This is a genomic window from Algoriphagus sp., from assembly GCF_039969895.1.
In the GTDB taxonomy this organism is placed as follows: Bacteria; Bacteroidota; Bacteroidia; order Cytophagales; family Cyclobacteriaceae; genus Algoriphagus.
Genome location: NZ_JBDVMZ010000010.1, coordinates 40,891 through 63,593, shown reverse-complemented (window position 1 = coordinate 63,593; position 22,703 = coordinate 40,891). Strand labels below are relative to the sequence as shown.

Below are 22,703 nucleotides of genomic sequence, written 5' to 3'. Positions count from 1 at the left end.
ATAGCTAATTAAATAGTTTATGTGGTTTTTTATAACCCTTGCAAAGGTACTACCCGAAGCCAATTTTTCAAACTTGCAGTGATAGATGGTAATGCCTGTAGCTGCGATCAATTTGATTTCATATAGCATTGTATTACAACGATTTAAGATCATAATTTGACAATAAAAATAATTTAGAATCGATATAAATAGAATGAATTTCACCTCTAAATAATACTGATCATGAAAACTCCGTAAAACATCCCTTTGTTCATAGATTTTTAAGCAGGGATCTGCTTTGGATCCTTTCAAAAATTTAAATTATTTGAAAGCATAATTGCACATAAGAAGATAATAACTACATTTGCATTCCAATTACGAATGGTCGAGTGGCCGAGTGGCTAGGCAGAGGTCTGCAAAACCTCGTACAGCGGTTCGAATCCGCTCTCGACCTCACCAAAAAAGCATCCCGAATCCGGGATGCTTTTTTTATGTGCTATTATTTAGAAACCTATTTGATTTGCAGAAAATCAAAAACTGTAACCAACTCCAAGCTGAACTCCCAGCTCTTGCATGAGTTGTTTGTAGTTTCCTTCTTTTTCAAAAGGAATCACGTTATGCCTTTTGTAGTTGGGGAAAATAGAAAAGAAAAACCTCTCAGTATCCAACTTTGCTCCAAGACCTACTAAATAGCCAACCCCACTTTGGTCAGAGAAATTATTCCCTTCTGAAAGTTGAACATCTAAGACCGGCCCAGCTGATACATAAAAAATCTTCCCCAAGGAATATTCTGCAGAGATAGGAATAGAAAGCATGGAAAAGTCCTGATTATGTGCATAAAAAGTGTTTTCTGGAGAGCAATCAAAACAGTTGGGAGGGTTAAACTCCACGATAGCAAAGGAATAATTCAGGCCTCCACTCAATGAGAGTTTATCACTAATACTTTTTGAAAGTAAAACACCCACTTCTTTAAATCTTTCTATATCCACAGAGCTAGCCCCGTCCAGATTTTCATTCCAATTGACCAAAGCTCCGGACATTCCAAAATACCCTTTCACTTCAAAACCTGATTGCGCAGTGACCGAAAAACTAATTAGAAGGATAAAGCAAAGAAAATATGCGTTTTTCATAAGGTCGAAATTAATGATAAAACTAGTTTAGCCATAATGAAAGAAGTGGCACGTGTGCTACAAATTAATTTCACGAAGAATCTTTTCTATAAGCAAGTCCAGCATATGGAGAAGCAGGATAACCAATAAAACTGCGCTCTTTGCGCTTTCTCAGTGATCTTTGCGGTTCAGAATTTTCAAAAAAAAAACGCCGACTTTTCAGCCGGCGTTTTCAATATAGTGAGTAAGTCTTGATTCTAAAATCTAGAACCTAACGTCTTACTTCTTTCCTTCCATTTGCTCTTTCAATTGAGTCAAAGCGTCCAAGTCACCAAGTGTTGACTTCTCAGCTGGAGCTGAAGATGAAGTAGAAGCAGAACCTGAATCAGATTTCTTCTTCGCTTCTTTCTTAGCTGGCTTCGCTTCTTCTCTGAACATAGCAGTGTGAGAAAGTACGATTCTCTTATCGTCTTTAGAGAATTCAGTTACTTTGAAATCCAAAGCTTCACCAACTTCTACCTGAGATCCGTCTTCTTTCTCCAAGTTTTTCACTGTAGCGAATCCTTCAAGACCGTAAGGCAATTCAAGAACTGCACCTTTGTCATTTTTGGAAACTACAGTACACTTATGCTCTGATCCGATTGGGAATACAGATTCGAAAGTATCCCATGGATTTTCTTCCAATTGCTTATGACCAAGAGCCAATCTTCTGTTGTCCACATCAAGCTCAAGAACAGCTACTGCTAGCTCGTCTCCTACTTTCACAAACTCAGATGGATGCTTGATTTTCTTAGTCCAAGAAAGGTCAGATACGTGAACTAGACCGTCGATACCTTCTTCCAATTCAAGGAATAAACCGAAGTTAGTCAAGTTTCTTACCACACCTGTGTGCTTAGAACCTACCGCGTACTTAGTACCCATGTCGTTCTTAGTCCAAGGATCTTCAGTCAGTTGCTTGATTCCAAGAGACATTTTTCTCTCATCCTTATCAAGAGTCAATACTACAGCTTCGATTTCGTCACCTACTTTCACAAAGTCAGCAGGGTTTCTCAAATGCTGTGACCAGCTCATTTCAGACACGTGGATCAAACCTTCAACACCTGGAGCAAGCTCAAGGAACGCACCATAGTCAGCTACGTTTACGATCTTACCCTTCACTCTAGATCCAATTTCAAGGCTAGACGCCAAAGAATCCCATGGATGAGCAGTAAGCTGCTTCATACCCAAAGAAATTCTCTTCTTATCATCATCAAAGTCAAGAACCACAATCTGAACTTTCTGATCAAGCTGCAATACTTCTTCTGGATGATTGATACGTCCCCAAGAGATATCTGTAATGTGAAGAAGACCATCTACACCACCTAGATCGATGAATACACCGAAGTTGGTCATGTTCTTGATCACACCTTCCAATACTTGACCTTTCTCAAGGTTGTTAAGAATCTCAGCTTTTTGCTTCTCAAGATCTTTCTCGATCAACACTTTGTGAGATACTACTACGTTATCATTTGCGTGGTTGATTTTCACCACTTTCACTTCCATTTTCTTACCTACATAGATATCGAAATCTCTGATAGGCTTCACGTCGATCTGAGAACCTGGTAAGAATGCTTCTACACCGTAGATATCTACGATTAGACCACCCTTTGTTCTTCTTTTCACTAGACCTTCGATCACGTTGTCAAACTCAAGAGCATCCTCGATGTCTTTCCATGCACGTACGATCTTAGCTTTCTTACGAGAAAGGATCAATTGACCCAATGCGTTTTCTTGCTCTTCGATGAATACTTCTACCGTATCACCTACGTTGATAGACTCAAGGTCTCTAAATTCAGAACGAGGTACCAATCCGTCAGACTTGAACCCTACGTTGATGATGACATCCTTATCATTCACACCTACTACTGTGCCTTTGATAACTTCTTTTTCAGTGATCGTACCTAATGTATCTTCATACATTGCGGCCATTTGCTCACGCTGCTCCTTGGAATAACCTTCACCAAAACCTTTGGTTTCGAAATTGTCCCAGTTAAAATCTTCTTGTTTTGACATAATGTAAAAACCCTGAATAGCAATAGTCCGCGGGTCAAAAGACTATCGTTTTTAGTTGTAAATCAGTGCATTAGACTACGCAAACACACGCCATTCACTCGAACGGATTGCAAAGGTAGGGAAATATTAATAAAGGAGGAATTCTTAGCAACTATTTGGTTTGAAAAGTTGGAGTAAGCAAACCGTGAAATAAGTTGATTAACCTAGTTAGCTCAACTTTCCCCTTTGTAAACGTACCTCATCACTACCCATTCCTTAGTCTAAATCACTTTTTAAAGAAGAACAAAACCCATGGACTTCTATTTCAACCATATGGATAGTGGAGATCATTTGCTACCTTTTGACTACTTCAGAAATAGAAACAGCTCGCCAAAAATTCAATAAACTCATGAAAAACAGATTTTTACTCCTTATAGCACTGGTTTTCTTTGCGCAGCTAGAAGCCCAAGCCCAACAAAAAACAAACCTCCAACTCACCGATCTATTTGATCTCGAGTACATCTCGGATCCGCAGATTTCTCCTGATGGGAGTAAGGTGATCTACGTCCGTAATTTCAAAGACATCATGACGGATCGTGACTATGGTAATCTCTGGATGGTTAATATAGATGGAACTCAAAATCGTCCATTGACGCAGGGAAATCAGCGAGATTCTGATCCAGTTTGGTCACCAGACGGCAGCAAAGTAGCCTATCGATCCAATGGACAAGACGAAAAAACGAAGCTTTTCGTGCTATACCTGGACACGAAAATTTCAGTTGCTTTGACTAATTCAGCTAATACCCCAGGCTCTCCTACTTGGTCGCCCGATGGGCAAAGCTTAGCTTTTACTCAATTTGTGCCTAAAGCAAAGAAATCCATACTGTCTATACCCGCCAAACCTGAAGGAGCGGAGTGGAATGCAGCACCAATCTTCATCGACGAAATGAATTATCGTGGAGATGGTAGCGGATATTTACGGAGTGGAAAAAGCCAGATTTTCACGATAGGGATTTCTGGTGGCACGGCTCGGCAGCGAACTTTTGAAGATAAGAACTATGGCGCACCGATCTGGTCTGAAGACGGCAAATCGCTGTTCTTCTCTGCCAATCTGAATGAAGACCTAATCGCTCAGCCAAACAACTCTGAAATCCATCAACTCAATCTTACAACCGGAAGCATAAAAGCACTAACGGATCGTTTTGGTCCAGACGCTAATCCTATGCTTTCTCCTGACGGTCAACTGATCGCTTACACTGGAAATGACGATACCTTCCAAGGATACCAAGTGACTAATCTCTATGTAATGAATGTTGATGGAACAGGGGTAAAAAACCTAACTGCTGACCTTGATCGCGATGCTGGAAACCCACAATGGGAAGCCAATAGCAAAGGAATTTATTTTCAATACGATGAAAAGGGCGATACCAAAATCGGTCATGTGGCGTTTACCGGCAAAATTCGTACGGTAGTGGAAGGACTGGGCGGATTGGATCTCGGCAGACCTTATAATGCCGGAGCTTATTCCGTTTCTAATAACAACCGATTTGCCTATACCCTGGGCGGTGGAGATCACCCCGCAGACTTGGCGGTTTGGGTAGATGGGAATATGAAGCGGATTACGGCTGTGAATGATGATGTTTTTTCCTATCGGGAAATTGGAAAAGTGGAAGAAATCTGGTGGAAATCTTCCTTCGACGGAATCGACGTTCAAGGCTGGATCGTAACTCCGCCAAATTTTGACCCAAGCAAAAAGTATCCAATGATCCTCGAGATTCATGGTGGGCCCTTTGCCATGTATGGAAATTCCTTTTCCTACGAAGTTCAAGCCTATGCGGCGGCTGGTTATGTCGTGCTATACACCAATCCTCGAGGGAGTACGGGTTATGGACAGGATTTCGGCAATTCGATTCATCACGACTATCCAAATCACGACTACGAAGATCTGATATCTGGTGTAGATGCGGTGATCGCCAAAGGCTATATTGATACCGCTAATTTATTTGTAACTGGAGGCTCTGGCGGTGGTGTACTGACTGCTTGGATCGTTGGCAAAACCGATCGATTTAAGGCAGCTGTAGTCGCTAAGCCAGTAATCAACTGGACCTCCTTTGTCCTGCATGCAGATTCTCCGGCATTTTTTGCCAAGTATTGGTTTGGAGCCATGCCTTGGGAAGATATTGAGAATTATTGGCGAAGATCTCCACTTTCACTGGTGGGAAATGTAAAAACTCCAACCATGCTCCTCACTGGTGAGCAGGATTTCCGCACCCCCATTTCTGAGTCTGAGCAGTATTATGCAGCATTGAAACTTAATGGCGTAGAATCAGCGATGGTTAGAATCCCCAATGCTTCGCACGGACTAGTCAATCGCCCAAGTATGCTGATGAGTAAGTCAGCTTCGATCTTGAGTTGGTTTGATTATTATCGAAATCAGTAATAAAACTGGTAATTCTCCTTTCTTCAAAATGAAAAACTCACCTTTAACAAAAACTGTCTAGGTCGCAAAGGCAACTCTTGAGCTCCTAAAATAAATCCGCTCGAAAAATAACTTCTATAGATACTAGCATCCAAAATATTAGCACATATCATACTGAAATCTACTCTTGATTTGGGGGGAGTAAACCGGTAGCTAATATCTAAAAAACTACTGCTTTGAGGTGAATCACTACCCTTTATCTCATTCGAAACAAATTCGAAATCAGCCCTCAACAAATGATTCTTAATAGGAAAAACATCAACACCTACTACTGCGCTGACTTGTCTAATTCTTGCTATTCCACTTTCACTACTCTTCGTGTTAATCAGATTAAGACTAGTTTTTGCATCAATTCCCAGGTAAGCTTTTGGCTTTATTGCTAACTCAAAAGCAGATGTATTTATTCTATTTACATAATCGAGAAGAACATCGTTTGTTATCTGGGGGAAATTTTGATACTGAATCGTACTGCTAACAGTCATCGTAGTAAAAAGATTACTCAAATACTTACTCGCTCGGAAGCTCAAGGCTCTTCGCTTAGTCTCATTTTTAATATCCTCTAATGACCTAGCTGATCCACCAAACTCAGCGAGTGAATACTGAGCAATTACGTTATTGTCAATCTTGGAATAGGAAGCAGACAAATCAAAAAATAATCCATTTACTGGATTTTTATAGTTCAAACCATAATTGAAAACCAACTTAACAGCCTCAGGAATGCTACTATTATTGATTTCAATATTCCTATAACTTGTCACTATCCGATTGGGAAAAAAATCTTCACCAGTTCCAAACTCATTTGTTTTCGAAAATGAAATAGAAGTTGCAATCATCCCACTAATCTGATATCTAAAATTAAGATAGGGCTCAAAATAGACTCTCGAGAAGCTAGAAAATTTTCTATTCATAAGGTTTTCTCTGTCAATTTGTGCTACATAAAATGGAATTTCAGCTTTTACCTGAAACCCACTCTTCTTGTATTCAAACGAATTTTTGATAAAAGTTGAAAGATTTGTAAAATCCGTACTATTCCTTCCCACTGCCAACAATTGATCATTAGCAAGAGAATCAATCGATAAGTTACTACCCAGCTTATCCATCAATACACTGACCCCAAAAGAAGATTGGATAGTTATTGCGTTTCTTGTTTTGAATGTCAATCCAATGGAATTAGTTGTGGAGAATCTCTGGAAATCGATGGATTGCATGAGGAAATCGTACGGCTGACCTGCATTGCCGACACCATCAATTGTCGAAGGAATTAGATTTAACTCCTGCTGGGTTTTCTGAAAAGAAACGGTTGACCGAATATCGAAGAGCCTATTTTTTATGGGAGTTAGCAGCTTCAGCTTATTTTCCATTCGAAGCATAGGCATGGATGCCGTCTCGTTGATTGGTCTTTGATTAAAAAACACATTGCCGTCTACCTCATTTTTGACAACTGCAAAAGATGTCGTGTTATCAAAATAACTACGTGCCGCGTTTCTATTCCAGTTCAATCCTCCTGAAAGTTTTCTTCTAGTATTCTCCACCCTGGTATTTTCTACGAAGGAAATTGTATCCGCATCAGGCAAAAAATAAGAGGTAGAACTATTCTTTTCTTGAGATAAATTCTCTTGGTAAAAATCTATATTCAGCCTAAACTCAGTTCCGCTTTGATTCTTTGACAACACATTTGCAGATCCAAGCAAACTTTCATTTAATCTTGCTCTTTCCTTTGGTAAGCCCGACATCTCCAGCCCTGGAAATGTAAACCACTCTTTTATGGCTCTGTTATTCAACAAATCTAGAAGGCCATCTATTGTCAACGTTTTCTGTTGATCTTCCAAAGTCTCCCCCGCGTTATTACCCTGAACAGTAAATAAGGCTTGTATATCAGTTCTAAAAACCATGGGAGAAAATTTACCATCACCTAGAAATGGACTACCTCCTACCCCAGCATGTCCTGTTCCAATCCAAGTATTTTTACGTTTTAAATTGATGTTTAATGCCGCTCTGTCAGAAAACACCAAGGAATCCAAAACCTTAATAGGCTGATGGTTTTCCAACACATCTACAGATTCTATGGCATCTATTGGGAGATTATTATTTGCTAGATTGTATCTTCCTTGTAATAAATCTAGCCCTTCTATATAGAATTTAACCAAAGGTCTTCCTTGATATTGAATCATCCCATTGCTCATCACCTCAATTCCAGGAAGACGCTTCAACACATCACTCAGAACTCGATCATTAACTGTAGAAAACCCACCTATATCATACGAAATCGTGTCATTTCTTTGAGTTACCGGATTCTTTATGCCTCCTACAGTGACTTCTTTTAAATCCAATGAGGAACTTGTAACTTCAATGACAACTGGTATCCCATTAGTGGAAAGTGCAATATTTTTCTTTTGGATAGTCATTGCGTTAACTATTAAAAAAACGCTATCCAATTCTGAATTGAATGCTATTTCGAATCCCCCTACCTCATTAGTAAAACCAAAGGCAATGGTAGCAGAATCCAGCGGACTTTTGACGAGTATATTTACCCCAAATACTGGAGTTTTTTTTTAATTCTTCAATGATTTTACCTCGAACTAAGGACTGAGAAAAACAGACCGCTTCTGACAGCAGAAAAAATACGCCCAAGAATACTACCTTCATTTCTCCACCACCAATTCCAATGGATTATTGGATTGATCATATCGAGCTTGTACGCTTCTAATATCCTCATCAGAAACTGAAGCAGCAGGCTTTCCAAGTAAAGCCTTGCGGACATCCTTTAAAAGTGCTTTTTTAGTTAAAAAGTATTGTTCTTTTGAAAGGGTAATTGAATTTGGGAGTACTCTTTCAGTCATTTCTACAGAAGAATTTTGAATGCCTACCAATTCAAAACTATAATGATTCTGAACGTCTCTAACTTCCAAAATGAGTCCAGGAAGTCCATTGAAAACATACGGACCATCACTCATTGGAATCTCCTCTGTAAACCATGCAATAAAATCACGGCCGGCATAGGCTATGGAAGCTTTTTGACAGTTAAAACCTAAAATATCCTTGAATTCCTTTTCGATTTTCCATCCATTCATTTTTAGAGGCTGAGAATACACATAGTTATCAAAAAACAGATTCTGGTAAAAAGTAATCTGCTCATCCTTCCATGATTTATGAATTCTATATTTGTAGCTAGGCTTTTTCATAGACAAAACAGACCCTATTAAGGCATCCAAATTCACATCCTTCGGATTAGTACTTTTAGACGATGCAGCAGCTTGAACAGAATCAATTCGGTATCCATAATAACTCTCAAAAACGCTGTGGTTATCTCCTGCCCACAAAACCATGTAATCAGACCCCTTATAAGTGGAATTTGTGGAGTCAGGAGTGGATGTCGCAGAGTAATAAAAGGCTTGATTGCTTACTTGTCCATGAATATCCATGGCCGAACTCGCTAACAGAAGGAATATTAGTAGGAGAAGTTGTTTCATATTATTGACTTAAAATTTGAAAATAGGAAAAAGGGAGCAAAGGCCCCCTTTGGTAATATACTATACTTCCGGAGGACCTAAAGGTCCACAATGAAATTCTTCCCAGTTTATGACGTCTGCAATAATTTCCGCAGTAGTACAGCCCGATGCAACCGCAGGCTATCCACAACTTGTATTAAAGAGAATAAAAATATGTTCCTCAGGAGGGCATTGTCTTTTATTCTCAGTGGTTTCAGAAATTTTGTTTTCAGAAACAGAAGTTTCAGCGACTGCAAATCCTGAAATTAAAAAGCAGCCTAGAATTAATTTGTTCATAACAATTTTGTTTAGGTAAATGAATAAGAAAAAATAGCGGCAGCCACTTTGCTATCTGATTACGAGCAAGATATAAATATAAAAGTCAAACTATTTATTAAAAAAGTTTAAATACTTAATCATATATCTATAATTCAATTTTATTAATTTAAAAGACTTTAAAAATTAACAAAGCTTTAATTTTCAATACTTTAAGTAAACAAAAAACCATCTTAATTCAGTTAAAATATTTTCAAATTAAACGTAATGAGTGACAAATACACCGCTTCCCATAGTTGAAATTTTACTTATTGTCAAACTAATCCCCTTGCTCCCAAACAGGTCTCACCGACGTCTCATCGATGGAATAGCTCATCAGAAAATTCAGTTGAACGTAAATTTTGGCTGCATCAAAATCAAAAATCCCATCCATGCCATCGGCAGTTTGATGGAATAGTTGGCGCGCCAAGTTTTGATAAAAGCATCCACATCGAATTCTGGAATATAGCTTCTGTTGCCAAACTTAATTTGCAGGGCTTGTATTCCATTTGCCACAAATCTAAACCAACCCCACGCACAAAGCTATTTTACTCTGACTCGTGATCCAATTACACAGAGTGCACCACCTATTCATTTTTTAATTTTGGATCTGTACCTGGAATCAGGTCTATCACATTTTCACTTTCAATCTCTGAGTAGCTCTTCGTGTAGCTTGAGCTAAGCGAAAAAGGGAAATTGGATAGAGTAATTCTTACGAGGTTAGATGGCAATTATGGTCTCTGATAGACTTTTTCCTGAGTTCAAATAGAGTTAGAAAGACATTCGTCGAAGTCAAGGCAAAACCTAGATTTCCATTGGAACCACGGCTGAAAGCTACCGTCTTGTCTGGATTCATACCGACGGTCGATTGAATGGGTTCTAATCCCGGAATGATTGCATCGGATAAATTAGAATAGCTCCTTTTGAACCCTTTTCTGCGGCGGTATTCAGCTTATTTCCTGCGCTTCCAAAATGCGAAACTAACGTAGAAGCAGGCAAAACATCTTGAACACCGGCTAAAAACACAACCACTTTTCCTTTGACATCCACTCCAAAATATTCCGAATAGATCCCAGGCGCATCCACTCCATAATTTACGAAATCTAACTTTCCATGCCCAGCAGCATTAGCCATTAGCGGATGAGCATAAGGAAGAAAATCATGTCTAAAAGCTAGAGAATCAACATTTCCATTGGAATCAAATAAATAGGCCTTGGAACTCTTATAAACGACTTTGCTAGATCTCAAGATCAATTTCTGTGTGAATTGACCCGGATCGCCAGCGGGTGGATTTCCCATAGCTTTGAACTCCTTGACCACATAGTCCACGGCCATCTGACAGCCTTCGGTGCCGGGTTTTCTACCCAGCAATCGGTCATCCGCCAGGCAGGCAATGTGATTTCGAATCGTTATCGTATCGACCTGATCCATGGTTTTTTTGACGGAGCCTGGGATGCTGATTTTTTACGCAAAAGCATTTGCAATAATCATGCAAAGCAAAAAAAGAGTGTTTTTTTATATTGGAATATTAATAAGCCTTGAAATATAAAAGTATAAGGGATGAAGGCACCAATGGAAAATTATTTTAATACCAACTATTTCGAAGTCAAATTAATCCTCGGTGAAACCTCTGTGTACGCTGTGCCTCTGTGTTAAGAATACTTTTTTTTCAACACAGAGACACCGAGAACACGAAGAATACCACAGAGAAATGAAGGTTTTTAAAAAAATACAACTTTCAACCATTAACAACTCTTTTCAAACCATCTACAAGCTTTGGTACACTAAAATTGATAAGCAACCCTAGTCTTAAACCTCCCAACCGCAAATAAGTAAGCGTTTGAGCTAAATGAATATTGGCAAGTTCCTCTACAGCCTTTATCTCCACAATGACAGTTTTTTCTACTAGCAAATCCAAACGATAACCAGCTTCTAATTTCACACCCATGAATACCACCGGTAAAACAATCTGGGATTCCACATTCAAACCTTGAGTCTTTAGCTCGTGTGCCAAACAAATCTCATAGGCACTTTCCAATAAGCCTGGACCAAGTTGCTTATGAACCTCTATTGCAGCTCCAATAATTTTCGATGTGATTTCATCTTCCTTCATCTCTATTTTGCTTAACTATCAATATAAGAATTTTGAAGATTTATAGTTAAAACCTATATTAAAAAGTACTCCGTGAAACCTCTGTGTACTCTGTGCCTCTGTGTTAAGAATCTTTTTTTCAACACGAAGAATACCATAGAAAAACAATATGCTTTACATTTTCAAAAAATCTCCGTGAAACCTCTGTGTACTCTGTGCCTCTGTGGTAAAAATATTTTTTTCAACACCTAGACACGGAAAATACCATAGAGAAACAACATGCTTTACATTTTCAAAAAATCTCCGTGAAACCTCTGTGTACTCTGTGCCTCTGTGTTAAGAATACTTTTTTTTCAACACAGAGACACCGAGAACACGGAGAATACCATAGAGTATATTTTTAAAGGAAAAAGGTGAGCACAGTTTTTCTGAAACCATCCGCAAAACAAAAAAACCTGCTTTCGCAGGCTTTTCACATCAATTCTTTCCATTCTTAAAACTCTTATCTGGATAGGCCGGCGGCTGAGGAACAGGCCGAGGATCGGATTTGATCAATCCTTTTAAATGCTCGATTGCCGCATCCAATTGAGCATCGCCACCATCAAAAGTCGCCTTGGGCATATTAATCACTTCGATATCTGGAATAAAACCAACTCCCTCGATCAACCATTCAACTTCTTCGCCTTGGTTGGTGTCCCCATCAACCAACTTCGTTCCATAAACTCCATTCATCGGAGCCCTGGCAATTCCATTATCGGAAAGCGTATTTGAGCCAGAAAGCCAAACTTCCCCTCCCCAAGTTCTCGCACCTATAGCTTTGCCCATACCCAATCTCCGGAAGCCTTCGGCAAAAGCTTCTCCATCGGAGGCGGTGAACTCATCCACCAGCAAGACCAGATGTCCACGGAAAGCATACGGCATATTCCAATACGGTTCGCCGGTTCTTCCTTTCCAATAAATGAACACTTCTCGCATCAATTTTTCCAAAATAAAAGAATCGATATTTCCTCCACGATTTTGGCGCACATCGATGACTAAGCCCTTTTTCTTAAACTGAGGATAAAAATCACGGTACCATTGGTTGATATCAGTTTGAGTCATCGCTCGAAGATGAACGTACCCCATGTCTCCACCCGATTTTTCTTCGACTTCCTTTCTTCGAGTCCATTCCCATTCGTTGTAGCGAAGGTTGGCTTCAGCTCTTGAAGTCATCGGCTTGAGGATACGATCTTCTTTTGCTTTGCCATCAGCTGACAACAAGGAAACTCTAACTTGATTTCCCGCTTTGTCACGCAAGAGCGAATAAATATCAGGCACCTCCATCACGCCAACTCCATCTATATGTGTGATCACATCACCTTTAGAAATGTTGACATCCGGATGCGAAAGTGGCGATTGTTCATCTGGATAATCTGGATCGGACTGGTAGATATGCGAAACAGTATAACCTTTCATCTTGTCATTTCTGGTCAATTGCGCACCGAGCATTCCCATACTGATATCATCTTCCCCATCTCGAAGATCTCCGCCTCGCACTGAAGTGTGCAAGACCGAGAGTTCACCCACCATCTCACCAATCACATCCGAAAGTTCGGCTCTGGTAGTCACGCGATCTACCAGCGGCAAATACTTCGCATGCATCGCATCCCAATCAACGCCATGCATGCCGGGATCGTAGAAATAATCCCGCTCCATACGCCAAGCATCGGTATAGATCTGCTTCCAGTCTTCCCGAGGATCTATGGAAAATTTCACCCCTGAGAAATCCACTTTGGTTTTGGCAAGGTCAGAAACAGGTGAAGTTCCTAGTTCCACCACTGAATAATTCGATCCGCTGCGAACCAAGATGTATTTGTTGTTTTGTGAGACGGTATAGTTGCGCACATTGTCGATGAAAGCCTTGGGCTCAGGAGTATTGGAAATGGCTGCCATCATCAATGGGGCTTTTTCATTTCCACTCGCGCCACCACCGTAGAAAACCCCCATTCCCGGGCCGATCTCATGGTAATACAATGCTTTGTCGGTTACGATAAGATTGGTGTAATTTCCTGCTGGAATCGGCACCTCTCGAAGTCTCTCCAGCAACTTCTCTTCCTCGATCGTCACTGTTACTTTTTCTGGCGCCTTCTCTTTTTCTTTCGCTTTGGGCTCTTCTAGCTCATTGGCAAAGAAGAAGGGCGAAGTCAAACCCGGCTTCAGCCCTATTTGGTAGATCTTCATCTGTTTTTCCCAAAAAGGCTCCGGCTGTCGCTGTCCCCATGGACTTCCAATGACAGTTTGGAAATTGCGATCTGAGAGAAAATAGAGCCAATTTCCGTCTGGACTCCACTGCGGACTGAGGCTATTTGCCCGATCAGAGGTCATGGTGATTCGCTTTTTACTTTCCACATTATAGACATGGATTTGGGAAAAAGTATTAGATGCCGCTTGAGCGTAGGCAAGCCATTTTCCATCGGGAGACCAGGCCATGCTGGAAGTGATGTTTTCGTCGGAATCTGTGACTTTAATCTGCGAGCCCCCTGACCTATCCATGATCCATATCACGCTATTCAAATCTCGGTAAGCGATCTTTGACCCGTCTGGAGAAGGAAGCATGTCAAATTTCAGAGTAGTTCCTTCCTTGGAAAGTTGCTTACCCTGATCCATCCCCAGGCTGTTGTATTCGTGAATTTCAAATTCAGAACTTTCGTCCGAGAAGGTCAAAATTGATTTTCCGTCAGGAGAAAAAACCGCATCCCTGTAGCGCACACCATCTTTCCGACTGAGACGAACAGTCCTTCCTTCTTTTACTGGCACAGAGAAAACTCTTCCTCTAGTAGTTAGCACCACTCGTTCACCGTCATTGCTGACAGCTGCTCCAGTCATGTTCTCCATAGGGTTGTCCACCCATTTTTCTCTCAACTGATCAAAATCCGAGACCAACGCGATAGCTAAGGTCTGAGCAGAATTGCCAGTTAAAGGCATCAGCTTCAAATCCGCCCCTACTCGGTAAACCAATTGATTTCCAGAAACAGAAAACTCACGCACATCAAAGCTCGATTCCTTGGTGACTTGACTCATTGCGCCGCCATTCTCATCCATCATCCAGACATTGACGATGCCATCTCGGGAGGAAAGGAAATAGACCTTGTCCTGATGAGCTACCGGATGATGATCCTCACCTGTGTAGTCTTTGGTGAGTTTGATCGCTTCCTCGGTGCCTTCAGTAAACTTCCATATCTGGCGAGCAGTGCCACCTTCATAGCGTTTGGTAACATTGTTATGAAAAGTTGGTCGGACGAAAAAATAGGTTTTTCCATCTTCAGAAAAGCTTCCTTCGGCGGCCATTTCCAGCGGAATCATGCTTTTCTTTCCAGTTTCCACATGTACAGTCAGCGTCATGAGCTTTGGAAGTGTCGCATATTGATTCGTGACGTAAGCGACTTCTTTAGGCGACTTCCAATCTGTGGGTATGGAAGCTGCAGGCTCGTAAGTCAATCGCTTAGGAAGTCCACCGGCCATGGGCATCACATAGACTTCGGTGGGGCCTTCGTAGCTGGCAGCATATGCCACCCATTTTCCATCAGGAGAAATCTTCGGATCGGATTCATCACCGGGATGAGAAGTCAAGCGAATCGCTTGCCCACCAGCAGTAGTGACTTTCCAAATGTCACCTTCGGAAACGAAGACGATTTGATCCGCATTTACATCCGGATGCATGAAATAGCCCGGCTGGGTCTGCGCATTACTGAGGACTACACTGAAGGTAAGTGTGAACAGGGAAAGGAGGTTTTTAACATTCATTTTTTTAGTAGTTAGATTCAAAAAATGGAATTTTTAAAGCATTTTGAATTGAAACCCCTTGTTTTCAAGCAATAAGGTTTTTGTTGAAATAGTAAGGTTTTTAGTTGGTATGCAAATTTCTAGAATCGCTATTCCTCATTTACGATTCAGCCATGAATCAAAGCAATCCTAATTTACATTCACCCGAATTTAACCTGCTTGATCTAATTCGACAACTTCCCGATTTCTAGGCACCATCTATCTTACTTTTCTCCTCTTGTGCTACTCGTAGTGGAACCCATGGAAACTCAGGCCCAGGATGGCTGGATCAAAACCATCTCTATCTCCAAAGGGCTAGCATAGCCGTGAGTAAAGGACCTGAAGCAAGATAGCTACGGACTGATCTGGCTCGCAACCGGAAATGGTATTCAACGAAAGGACGGCTACCGCTGGAAAACCTGTCGAAACATCAAAAAAAATCAATTGGTCCGTTTTAGCTAAAATGTAATCAGGAGAAGCCTCCAGTCCTAGAATGCCTCTTGGGGAAAATTGAGCAACCCTCGGACATTACTAGCTGTCATTCGTCCCATTCAGTTTTTAATTCTTAAGATCATTCTGGTTCTTTTCACTGTGGTTTAAGACAGACTTCTGAACTTCAATAAAGAACAGAAGGATTCAAAATATATCGTAAGGTTTATATTATTCGCTTAGTCAAAGGCGCGGTATTGAATGTCAAAACTTAACGAATTTTTTCAACAAGGGTGATTACATTTTTCGATCAATGCTAGTTAGAAATTGGAAAATTTCAACTGGCATTGATTTTTTATGCACTCCACTAAACGCCTATTCATTCCACAAGATTCTTGCTTTTCAATTGGGTTTTTGTTCACAACCCGGAAGCATGCTGGGAGAAAAAAAACCAGCTTCGGACACTAGTTTGATGTATCCGTCCAAGAACTTTTTCTAAGGGACTTTAAATACCCTAGATTTTCCCTCCTGCAAGGTCAAGCAAATTGCGGGAAGAGAATAAACTATGGAACAGATCCTCAATTATGAACTAATTCCTACAAAGCAATGGGACCGCATACTCTTCTTGGATGTAATGCGCGGAACGGTACTTTTTGGGATCTTATGGATGGTTATCAAAATGTGGCTTTTAGGAGATTCGCTTCGGTCTAGTGCTACAAAACCTTTGATACTATCGACTTTCTTCCTTTTTAGCCTAGGTACGCTTTGGGAATATATTGACTATCGAAATGATAAAAAAGGGTGGACAGAGGTGACCGAAGCAAAGGTCATACTCGACACAGGCAAGGAAATCTTTGTCGGCCCCATTTGGCTTCCACACTTCCTCTATGGTCCGATGGAGTGGCGGTGGAGAAACCTCAGTTATCAGAAAGCTCACGCTCTGCGAAAAGTGCTATCACAAACTGATTGATATTACAAAGTTCAAGAAAACAAAAAAGATTTTTTATGAAAAAAGTACTCGTCACCGGATCCAGTAGGGGAATAGGTTTAGAAATCGCCCTGGCCTTTGCCAGAGCAGGTTATCGGGTTTTCGCCACCATGCGAAAACCTGCCAAAGCATTAGAACTTTCTAAAGTCATCACAAACGAATCTCTTCCTATCACCATGCACAAAATGTATGTGAATTCGGACATATCAGTCAAATCCGTGATGGATGAACTCCTACTGGAGCATGGAAGTATAGATATAATAGTCAATAACGCTGGCATTGGCCTGAACGGATCTATCGAAGAAATGCCTATCTCTGATTATAGAGCCGTTTTTGAGACAAATGTGCTCGGTTCTGTCCGTTGTATTCAAGCGGTACTTCCCACTATGCGAGAACAGAAAAGTGGATGCATCATCAATATCACTTCAGTTTCTGGCCGGCTGACTTCATCTCCTCTGGGCTGCTATTCAGCAAGCAAGTTTGCCTTAGAAGCTATCAGTGAAGCCCTAGCCCAAGAAGTCAAACCCTTCAATGTCCGAGTTGGAATCATTGAGCCAGGAATCATTGATACGGATATGGCTCATGAGATCGAAAGCGCATCCTCATCCATTTACCCTACTTCCAAACGGATGTCAGATCTCTTCCATGCTTCCTTGAAGAATCCAACTCCTCCTACCCTCGTTGCTGATAAAGTACTTGAATTCGCATCTGGAAACTCTTGGACCCTTCGCCACCCAATAGGCCCAGACGCAGTTCCATTCATCCAGTGGCGTCAATCCATGAGTGATGAAGAATGGATTGATAGAAGTGCGGTGTCTGATGAAGACTGGTACGATGCAGTAGAACGGGATTTTGGTCTGAATGCCAGAAGGTAATTTCATCAAGACCGATCATTAACAACTTTAATTTATACATCTAAACTCAACTTATATGAAAGTATCGGCATACGCGGCCAAAGGCCCTCGCGAAAAATTAGAAGCATTTAGTTATGAGCTGGGTCCCCTCGGATCCGAGCAAGTAGATGTTAAAGTAATCAACTGTGGTATCTGTCACTCAGACCTCAGTATGATCAACAACGATTGGGGCATGTCTGCATTTCCCATAGTACCAGGTCATGAGATAATCGGTGAAGTCATAGCAGCAGGCGATGCAGTCAAAAACATCCAAGTAGGTGACAAGGTAGGGATAGGATGGTATTCAGGATCATGCATGTCCTGTCATGAGTGTATGGACGGGTCTCATCACTTATGCGCATCTGCTGAACACACCATTGGCGGGCGACATGGAGGTTTCGCTGACTATGTACGCAGCCATTGGTCATGGGCTATCCCGCTTCCCGAAGGAATCAAGTTGGATAAAGCTGGGCCTTTACTTTGTGGAGGTATCACCGTTTTCAATCCCATAATTCTAGCTGAGGTAAAAGCCACGGACAAAGTGGGCGTAATCGGAATAGGCGGCTTAGGTCACATGGCGCTTAAATTCCTCAATAAATGGGGTTGTGAAGTTGTTGCTTTCAGTTCCAATCCCGCAAAAAAACAAGCCATTCTAGCCATGGGAGCGACTAGAGTCATAGACTCGACGAATCCAGAAGAACTTGCCAAAATAGCCGGTAGTTTGAATTTTATCCTCAACACTACCAATGTGACGCTCGATTGGAATTCTTACTTAGTCGCCTTGGCGCCCAAAGGCAAATTCCATAACGTGGGAGCTGTACTCGAGCCTATGGCCATTCCCACTTTCACTTTGCTGACAGGACAAAAATCTGTGGCTTCGAGCCCGCTAGGCAGTCCTGCATTGACGAGAACTATGCTCGAGTTCTGTGTGCGCCATGATATCTATCCCATTACGGAGGAATATCCTATGACTCAGGCAAATGAGGCTTTGGCACATTTGGAATCAGGTAAAGCGCGGTATAGAATAGTGCTGAAAAATTAAAACTCCCCACCTAAGAATATTCTAGAAAGTGATCTGTGAGAACACAGGCCATGGAATGAAAAACGTAAAACCATTTAATCCAATAATCTATGAATTCAGAAAAACCAATGTATTTCTGCCTAAGGCCTGAAATAGAAAAAGCCTATGGATACAGCCATGCCGTGAAGATTGGAAATAGTATCAAAATATCAGGAGCTGTAAGTATGGATGACGAAGGGGCACCTTCTGCAGTAGGTGATTTTCTTCAGCAAATGAAAAACTGCTATGCTGATCTGGAGAAAGTGTTGGCGCATTACGGCTGCACCTTTGACGACGTGGTGGTGGAAAACGTATTTACTACTGATATGCCAGCTTTTCTGGAACACGCAGAATACCGGGCGAGCATTTATACACAACATTTTCCTACAGGATCATGGCTAGAAGTCAAAGGCTTGGCATTGCCGGAATTTCTGATCGAGATCGAATTGGAAGTCCATAAATGATAGATTACGCTAGTGGGAAAGTATGCCATTAACCTGAGCTTCTTTGCTAATCAAGTTGGAAGACGAGAGACCGATACGACTTCAAACTTAAAGTGGATCTTGATTCACACTGTCTTTATATCGTCGCCGTCGGCCAAGCGCTTAATCATATAATCAATTCACATAATCTTTTAACTACTAATAACATGACAACTACGAACATGTCTATCATAGATGGACTTTACAAAGCATTTGCTGTGGGTGATGTGCCCGCAGTCTTAGGAAGAATGGATCCCAACATAGTTTGGAATGAAGCTGAGGGAAACGCCTATTCCGATGGCAATCCGTACATCGGGCCCGAAGCTGTATTAAATGGCGTATTCGGCCGGATAATGGCCGACCACGAGTATTTCAACTTAAAGGACATAGAACTCCATGAAATGCACAACGACAAGGTATTTGCCACTTTACGCTATGATGCCAAACACAAAAATGGAAATAATTACGATGCGCAAGTTGGCCATTTCTGGACACTGAAAGACGGAAAAATTGTGACTTTCCAACAATATGTTGATACCAAAAAATTGCATGAGGCAACGGAAAAGTAACTCAACTTTATAAGATTAGCTGAGCAAGAATTCGCATTATTCCCTCATACTTATCTAATGGAAATCTATAGTTAGGATTCGAGACAACCCCTATCACTTTGATGAAAGTAAAAACAAGCATAAGATAGCTTCATAAAGTAAGCTATACCTTGTTCATCAATTTAAATAAATCCTCCTTGTATTGCTTGCCGATGGGAATCAGTTTGCTTTTAAGCTCTACGTGAGAATCGGCTACAGCCTCTAGTTTGGAAAAATTGACCATGAAAGATCGATGGATTCTCACAAAGCGCTTTTGGTCGATTCTTTCGCAAAGCTTGTTTAGCGGACTGACTATCGTATAGGCCTGCTGATTGGTGATGATTTTGCAATAGTTCCGTTCTGCCTCCACCCAGAGAATGTCATCTAGCATTACCTTGATCAACTTGTTTTGATTTCGAATGAAAATTCTATCCTCCCGTGAATCTATCGCTGTTTCGAAGGAGGAAATGTTTGCCGGATTTTCTTTAATTCTTTCCTCCACTAAGGCAATTGTTCTTTCTAGGTTCTGTTTGGTAAATGGCTTGGCAATAAAAGCAAAAGGATGCGTCTCTTTGGCTTTTTCAAATGTGGCATCGTCCGCATTTGCAGTAAGGAAAATCAGCGGAATACTCAGAAACTTACGAATCTCATGAGCGGCTTCTATGCCGGTTATTTTGCCCCTGAGATGTATATCCATCAGAATTATATCAGGCTTGGTCTCCAAGGCATGGTGAATAGCCTCTTCTCCTTTGGTCTCTATCCCTGTGACTTCATAGCCAAGATTGCTCAGTTGCAAACTGATATTTGCAGCGATGATCATGTCATCTTCGACGATCAAAATTCTAGTTGCACTCATGCGGCTTTGTTTAGTATGAATTCAAAATTGTACGCTGTGCCTGACTCATTCAGCAGGGTCATTTTCCCATCCAACTGGCGGGTCAATAGGCTCACCAGCTCGCTCCCGAAGCCTGTTCCCTGCACGGAGGCATTTTCCATGATTCCTATTCCATCGTCCGATACACTCAAGCAAAGGCTTCCTTCCTTTTCGACTAAGCTGACGCAAATTTGCCCGGTTTGCTGATCAGGGAAGGCATATTTGAGAGAATTGGATATTAATTCATTGACAATAAGCCCTATAGGGATTGCCACATCCACGTCCAATTCGAGCGCTTCCATCGGAATAGAAAAATCAATTCGGTCAGATGCATCAAATGTATCCAGAATAAATCTGGCCAAATCCTCAAAAAACTCCTTCATTTTCACCTCTTTCAAATTGCCTTCCTTATAGAGACTCAGATGAATCATACCCATACTTTGGACTCTGGTGTAGGTCTCCTCCATCATCTGTTTGAACTTAGCATCTTCAATTTTTGAAATCTGCAGCGTAAGTAAGCTAGAAATCGTCTCCAGGTTATTTTTGACCCGATGATGAATTTCTTTCAGTAGAAACTCTTTCTCTTGATTCTTTTTTTCCAACAGCACGCTGTACTTTTTCTTCCTCAAGAAAACCCGATAAAGTATAAATAGAAAAACAACCAAAACCCCGGCTAGCGTGAGATAAAAAGCCTGCAAAATCCGCTGACGATCCAGCTTGGCTTCTTGCAGATTGATCGTATTTTCCTTCTGAGCCACTTCCATCTGTGTATGGAGTAAAGCTATTTTCTCTTCAGCTTCAGTGGTAAAAACTTCTCTTCGCAACTGGTCGGATTTTCTAGAGGCTTCCAGGGCTAGTTGAAATGCACCGTAACCTTCGTAGGATTTGCTCAACTCCTCATAGACTAAACTCAAATAAAATTTATCACCAAAATTTTCCGTGGCTTCAACGATACTGGTTTCCAAATATTCAGCTGCTTGGACAAAATCTCTAGATTCATTATTCACCTTCCCCAATGCCATGTAGGAACGCATGATCATAAATTCATTCTCCAGTAGCTTGGCGTAGCGAAGTGCTTCTAATCCAGACTGCTGAGCCTCAGAATAATCACCTAATTTGGCTTGTACATTAGCCAACGCAATAAATGTATCGCTGAGGTTATTGTAAAAGCCATAACGCTCACCGAGCTCAACCGACCGCTGAAAATAGGGTAGTGCTCGCTCAGGTCTATCCAAATCAACAAGGAATTGACCTACCAAATGGAGCGTAAAGTCATAGTCCAAGTCATTTAATCCGCGTTTTTCAAAAATATCGAGAGACTTTAATCCATAATTTAACGCAGGGTCAAATTTGCCTTGCTTCCAAAAAAGATTGCTCATATCCGAATAAGCCATGGCTGTAGCTTTGTCATCGCCATACTTTTCACCTATTTCCAGTGTCTTGGAAGCAAATACAAAGGCATCTCCCAGCATACCTTTTCTCTCATACACATAGCCCAAATTGGTATAAAGTAACCAAGCTTCGCTTTCTGGGATCAATAGGATCGCATCTCTCAACACCTGCTCTGCTTGTTCTAACTTCTCCATTCTGAGTAAAATTGCTCCTTGGGAAACCATCAGGTGCCCTTCCCAATACGCATCATTTCGCTCTCTGGCTTCGTCCAACCCTAGTTCAATGTATTCAAGCGCCAAGTTGAGGTTGCGGGTGTGAAAATAATATCCAAGATCGTTGAGAACCTGCAATCTAAGTGGGGAAGTTTTGGGAAGATCGTAGGCTGCCTTTTCTAGTTTTTCAAGGTAGTCTGCCTGAAAATCATCCGTTTCGACAAATACTTCTTGGTATTGAAATAATCCATTTTCTACCTGCACTTGCGCTAGCACATGGCCAGAAATCAAAAATAAGGTGATCAAAAAAAAATTCTTCATTCACTAAATGTAAGCAATAGAATGGATTGAACTTCAGTTTTTTGTGTTTAAAAAGCTCTTTGGGAAGTAATACGCGCTATCTGGAAAGTAAAAGACACGGTTGGTACCTGATCACTTTGCCCCTTGCTTGGATTAATCCAACTTCAATCCATCAAATACCAGGTTTTAGAA

17 protein-coding genes and 1 tRNA gene are annotated in these 22,703 nt (G+C 41.1%); 7 read left to right on the top strand and 11 right to left on the bottom strand.

Annotated features, from left to right (window positions below; genetic code table 11):
• The first annotated feature begins 362 nt into the window (after nt 1-362).
• Nucleotides 363-433 (top strand) — tRNA-Cys (locus tag ABJH64_RS05640).
• A 76-nt stretch (nt 434-509) separates the two neighbouring features.
• On the opposite strand, the gene ABJH64_RS05635 is transcribed toward ABJH64_RS05640, so the two are convergent.
• Together ABJH64_RS05635 and rpsA are read right to left on the bottom strand one after the other, a co-directional pair.
• The gene (locus ABJH64_RS05635) at nt 510-1,109 is read right to left on the bottom strand and encodes an outer membrane beta-barrel protein (RefSeq protein ID WP_348276951.1); all 600 of its coding nucleotides are present in this window, start codon (nt 1,107-1,109) and stop codon (nt 510-512) included.
• Between the two features lie 258 nt (nt 1,110-1,367).
• The gene (gene rpsA, locus ABJH64_RS05630) at nt 1,368-3,140 is read right to left on the bottom strand and encodes a 30S ribosomal protein S1 (RefSeq protein ID WP_348276950.1); all 1,773 of its coding nucleotides are present in this window, start codon (nt 3,138-3,140) and stop codon (nt 1,368-1,370) included.
• A gap of 388 nt (nt 3,141-3,528) precedes the next feature.
• Between rpsA and ABJH64_RS05625 the strand changes: the two genes are divergently transcribed.
• Nucleotides 3,529-5,559, top strand: coding sequence for a S9 family peptidase (locus ABJH64_RS05625; protein ID WP_348276949.1), 2,031 nt, complete (start codon nt 3,529-3,531; stop codon nt 5,557-5,559).
• Between the two features lie 23 nt (nt 5,560-5,582).
• Here ABJH64_RS05625 and ABJH64_RS05620 read toward each other — a convergent pair whose 3' ends face one another.
• The 7 genes from ABJH64_RS05620 to ABJH64_RS05590 form a co-directional block, all read right to left on the bottom strand.
• On the bottom strand, nt 5,583-8,003 hold the full coding sequence (locus ABJH64_RS05620; protein ID WP_348276948.1) for a hypothetical protein: 2,421 nt from the start codon (nt 8,001-8,003) through the stop codon (nt 5,583-5,585).
• Nucleotides 8,004-8,240: 237 nt separating this feature from the next.
• On the bottom strand, nt 8,241-9,068 hold the full coding sequence (locus ABJH64_RS05615; protein WP_348276947.1) for a GLPGLI family protein: 828 nt from the start codon (nt 9,066-9,068) through the stop codon (nt 8,241-8,243).
• 159 nt (nt 9,069-9,227) lie between these two features.
• A complete protein-coding gene (locus ABJH64_RS05610; protein ID WP_348299571.1) occupies nt 9,228-9,383 on the bottom strand; it encodes a hypothetical protein in 156 nt (51 codons plus the stop codon).
• Nucleotides 9,384-9,681: 298 nt separating this feature from the next.
• Nucleotides 9,682-9,831 carry a hypothetical protein gene (locus ABJH64_RS05605; protein ID WP_348276945.1) on the bottom strand — a complete coding sequence of 50 codons (150 nt, stop codon included), beginning with the start codon at nt 9,829-9,831 and terminating at the stop codon, nt 9,682-9,684.
• 449 nt (nt 9,832-10,280) lie between these two features.
• Nucleotides 10,281-10,832: a hypothetical protein gene (locus tag ABJH64_RS05600; protein ID WP_348276944.1), complete on the bottom strand. Its 552-nt coding sequence runs from the start codon at nt 10,830-10,832 to the stop codon at nt 10,281-10,283.
• A gap of 307 nt (nt 10,833-11,139) precedes the next feature.
• A complete protein-coding gene (locus ABJH64_RS05595) occupies nt 11,140-11,514 on the bottom strand; it encodes a GxxExxY protein (RefSeq protein WP_348276943.1) in 375 nt (124 codons plus the stop codon).
• 456 nt (nt 11,515-11,970) lie between these two features.
• Nucleotides 11,971-15,276 (bottom strand): S41 family peptidase, encoded by a 3,306-nt coding sequence (locus tag ABJH64_RS05590; RefSeq protein ID WP_348276942.1) that lies wholly within the window; start codon nt 15,274-15,276, stop codon nt 11,971-11,973.
• Nucleotides 15,277-16,288: 1,012 nt separating this feature from the next.
• Here ABJH64_RS05590 and ABJH64_RS05585 point away from each other — a divergent pair.
• The 5 genes from ABJH64_RS05585 to ABJH64_RS05565 all read left to right on the top strand — a co-directional run bounded on the left by ABJH64_RS05585 (nt 16,289) and on the right by ABJH64_RS05565 (nt 19,715).
• On the top strand, nt 16,289-16,693 hold the full coding sequence (locus ABJH64_RS05585; RefSeq protein ID WP_348276941.1) for a DUF418 domain-containing protein: 405 nt from the start codon (nt 16,289-16,291) through the stop codon (nt 16,691-16,693).
• A 35-nt stretch (nt 16,694-16,728) separates the two neighbouring features.
• Nucleotides 16,729-17,586 (top strand): SDR family oxidoreductase, encoded by an 858-nt coding sequence (locus ABJH64_RS05580; protein WP_348276940.1) that lies wholly within the window; start codon nt 16,729-16,731, stop codon nt 17,584-17,586.
• Between the two features lie 55 nt (nt 17,587-17,641).
• Nucleotides 17,642-18,646 carry an NAD(P)-dependent alcohol dehydrogenase gene (locus ABJH64_RS05575; RefSeq protein WP_348276939.1) on the top strand — a complete coding sequence of 335 codons (1,005 nt, stop codon included), beginning with the start codon at nt 17,642-17,644 and terminating at the stop codon, nt 18,644-18,646.
• A gap of 89 nt (nt 18,647-18,735) precedes the next feature.
• Nucleotides 18,736-19,128: a RidA family protein gene (locus ABJH64_RS05570; RefSeq protein ID WP_348276938.1), complete on the top strand. Its 393-nt coding sequence runs from the start codon at nt 18,736-18,738 to the stop codon at nt 19,126-19,128.
• A 185-nt stretch (nt 19,129-19,313) separates the two neighbouring features.
• On the top strand, nt 19,314-19,715 hold the full coding sequence (locus ABJH64_RS05565; protein WP_348276937.1) for a nuclear transport factor 2 family protein: 402 nt from the start codon (nt 19,314-19,316) through the stop codon (nt 19,713-19,715).
• 142 nt (nt 19,716-19,857) lie between these two features.
• On the opposite strand, the gene ABJH64_RS05560 is transcribed toward ABJH64_RS05565, so the two are convergent.
• A complete protein-coding gene (locus ABJH64_RS05560) occupies nt 19,858-20,589 on the bottom strand; it encodes a response regulator (protein WP_348276936.1) in 732 nt (243 codons plus the stop codon).
• Nucleotides 20,586-22,532, bottom strand: a complete 1,947-nt coding sequence (locus tag ABJH64_RS05555; protein WP_348276935.1) for a tetratricopeptide repeat protein — start codon at nt 22,530-22,532, stop codon at nt 20,586-20,588. The genes ABJH64_RS05560 and ABJH64_RS05555 overlap by 4 nt, the downstream gene beginning before the upstream one ends.
• Nucleotides 22,533-22,703: the final 171 nt, after the last annotated feature.

Excerpts from the sequence above, each read along its gene's own strand:
- ABJH64_RS05600 (WP_348276944.1), bottom strand. The coding sequence starts at position 10,832 with ATGGATCAGGTCGATACGATAACGATTCGAAATCACATTGCCTGCCTG.
- ABJH64_RS05560 (WP_348276936.1), bottom strand. The coding sequence starts at position 20,589 with ATGAGTGCAACTAGAATTTTGATCGTCGAAGATGACATGATCATCGCT.
- ABJH64_RS05615 (WP_348276947.1), bottom strand. The coding sequence starts at position 9,068 with ATGAAACAACTTCTCCTACTAATATTCCTTCTGTTAGCGAGTTCGGCC.
- ABJH64_RS05565 (WP_348276937.1), top strand. The coding sequence starts at position 19,314 with ATGACAACTACGAACATGTCTATCATAGATGGACTTTACAAAGCATTT.
- ABJH64_RS05610 (WP_348299571.1), bottom strand. The coding sequence starts at position 9,383 with ATGAACAAATTAATTCTAGGCTGCTTTTTAATTTCAGGATTTGCAGTC.
- ABJH64_RS05585 (WP_348276941.1), top strand. The coding sequence starts at position 16,289 with ATGGAACAGATCCTCAATTATGAACTAATTCCTACAAAGCAATGGGAC.
- rpsA (WP_348276950.1), bottom strand. The coding sequence starts at position 3,140 with ATGTCAAAACAAGAAGATTTTAACTGGGACAATTTCGAAACCAAAGGT.
- ABJH64_RS05575 (WP_348276939.1), top strand. The coding sequence starts at position 17,642 with ATGAAAGTATCGGCATACGCGGCCAAAGGCCCTCGCGAAAAATTAGAA.
- ABJH64_RS05580 (WP_348276940.1), top strand. The coding sequence starts at position 16,729 with ATGAAAAAAGTACTCGTCACCGGATCCAGTAGGGGAATAGGTTTAGAA.
- ABJH64_RS05570 (WP_348276938.1), top strand. The coding sequence starts at position 18,736 with ATGAATTCAGAAAAACCAATGTATTTCTGCCTAAGGCCTGAAATAGAA.
- ABJH64_RS05595 (WP_348276943.1), bottom strand. The coding sequence starts at position 11,514 with ATGAAGGAAGATGAAATCACATCGAAAATTATTGGAGCTGCAATAGAG.
- ABJH64_RS05555 (WP_348276935.1), bottom strand. The coding sequence starts at position 22,532 with ATGAAGAATTTTTTTTTGATCACCTTATTTTTGATTTCTGGCCATGTG.
- ABJH64_RS05620 (WP_348276948.1), bottom strand. The coding sequence starts at position 8,003 with ATGACTATCCAAAAGAAAAATATTGCACTTTCCACTAATGGGATACCA.
- ABJH64_RS05625 (WP_348276949.1), top strand. The coding sequence starts at position 3,529 with ATGAAAAACAGATTTTTACTCCTTATAGCACTGGTTTTCTTTGCGCAG.
- ABJH64_RS05590 (WP_348276942.1), bottom strand. The coding sequence starts at position 15,276 with ATGAATGTTAAAAACCTCCTTTCCCTGTTCACACTTACCTTCAGTGTA.
- ABJH64_RS05635 (WP_348276951.1), bottom strand. The coding sequence starts at position 1,109 with ATGAAAAACGCATATTTTCTTTGCTTTATCCTTCTAATTAGTTTTTCG.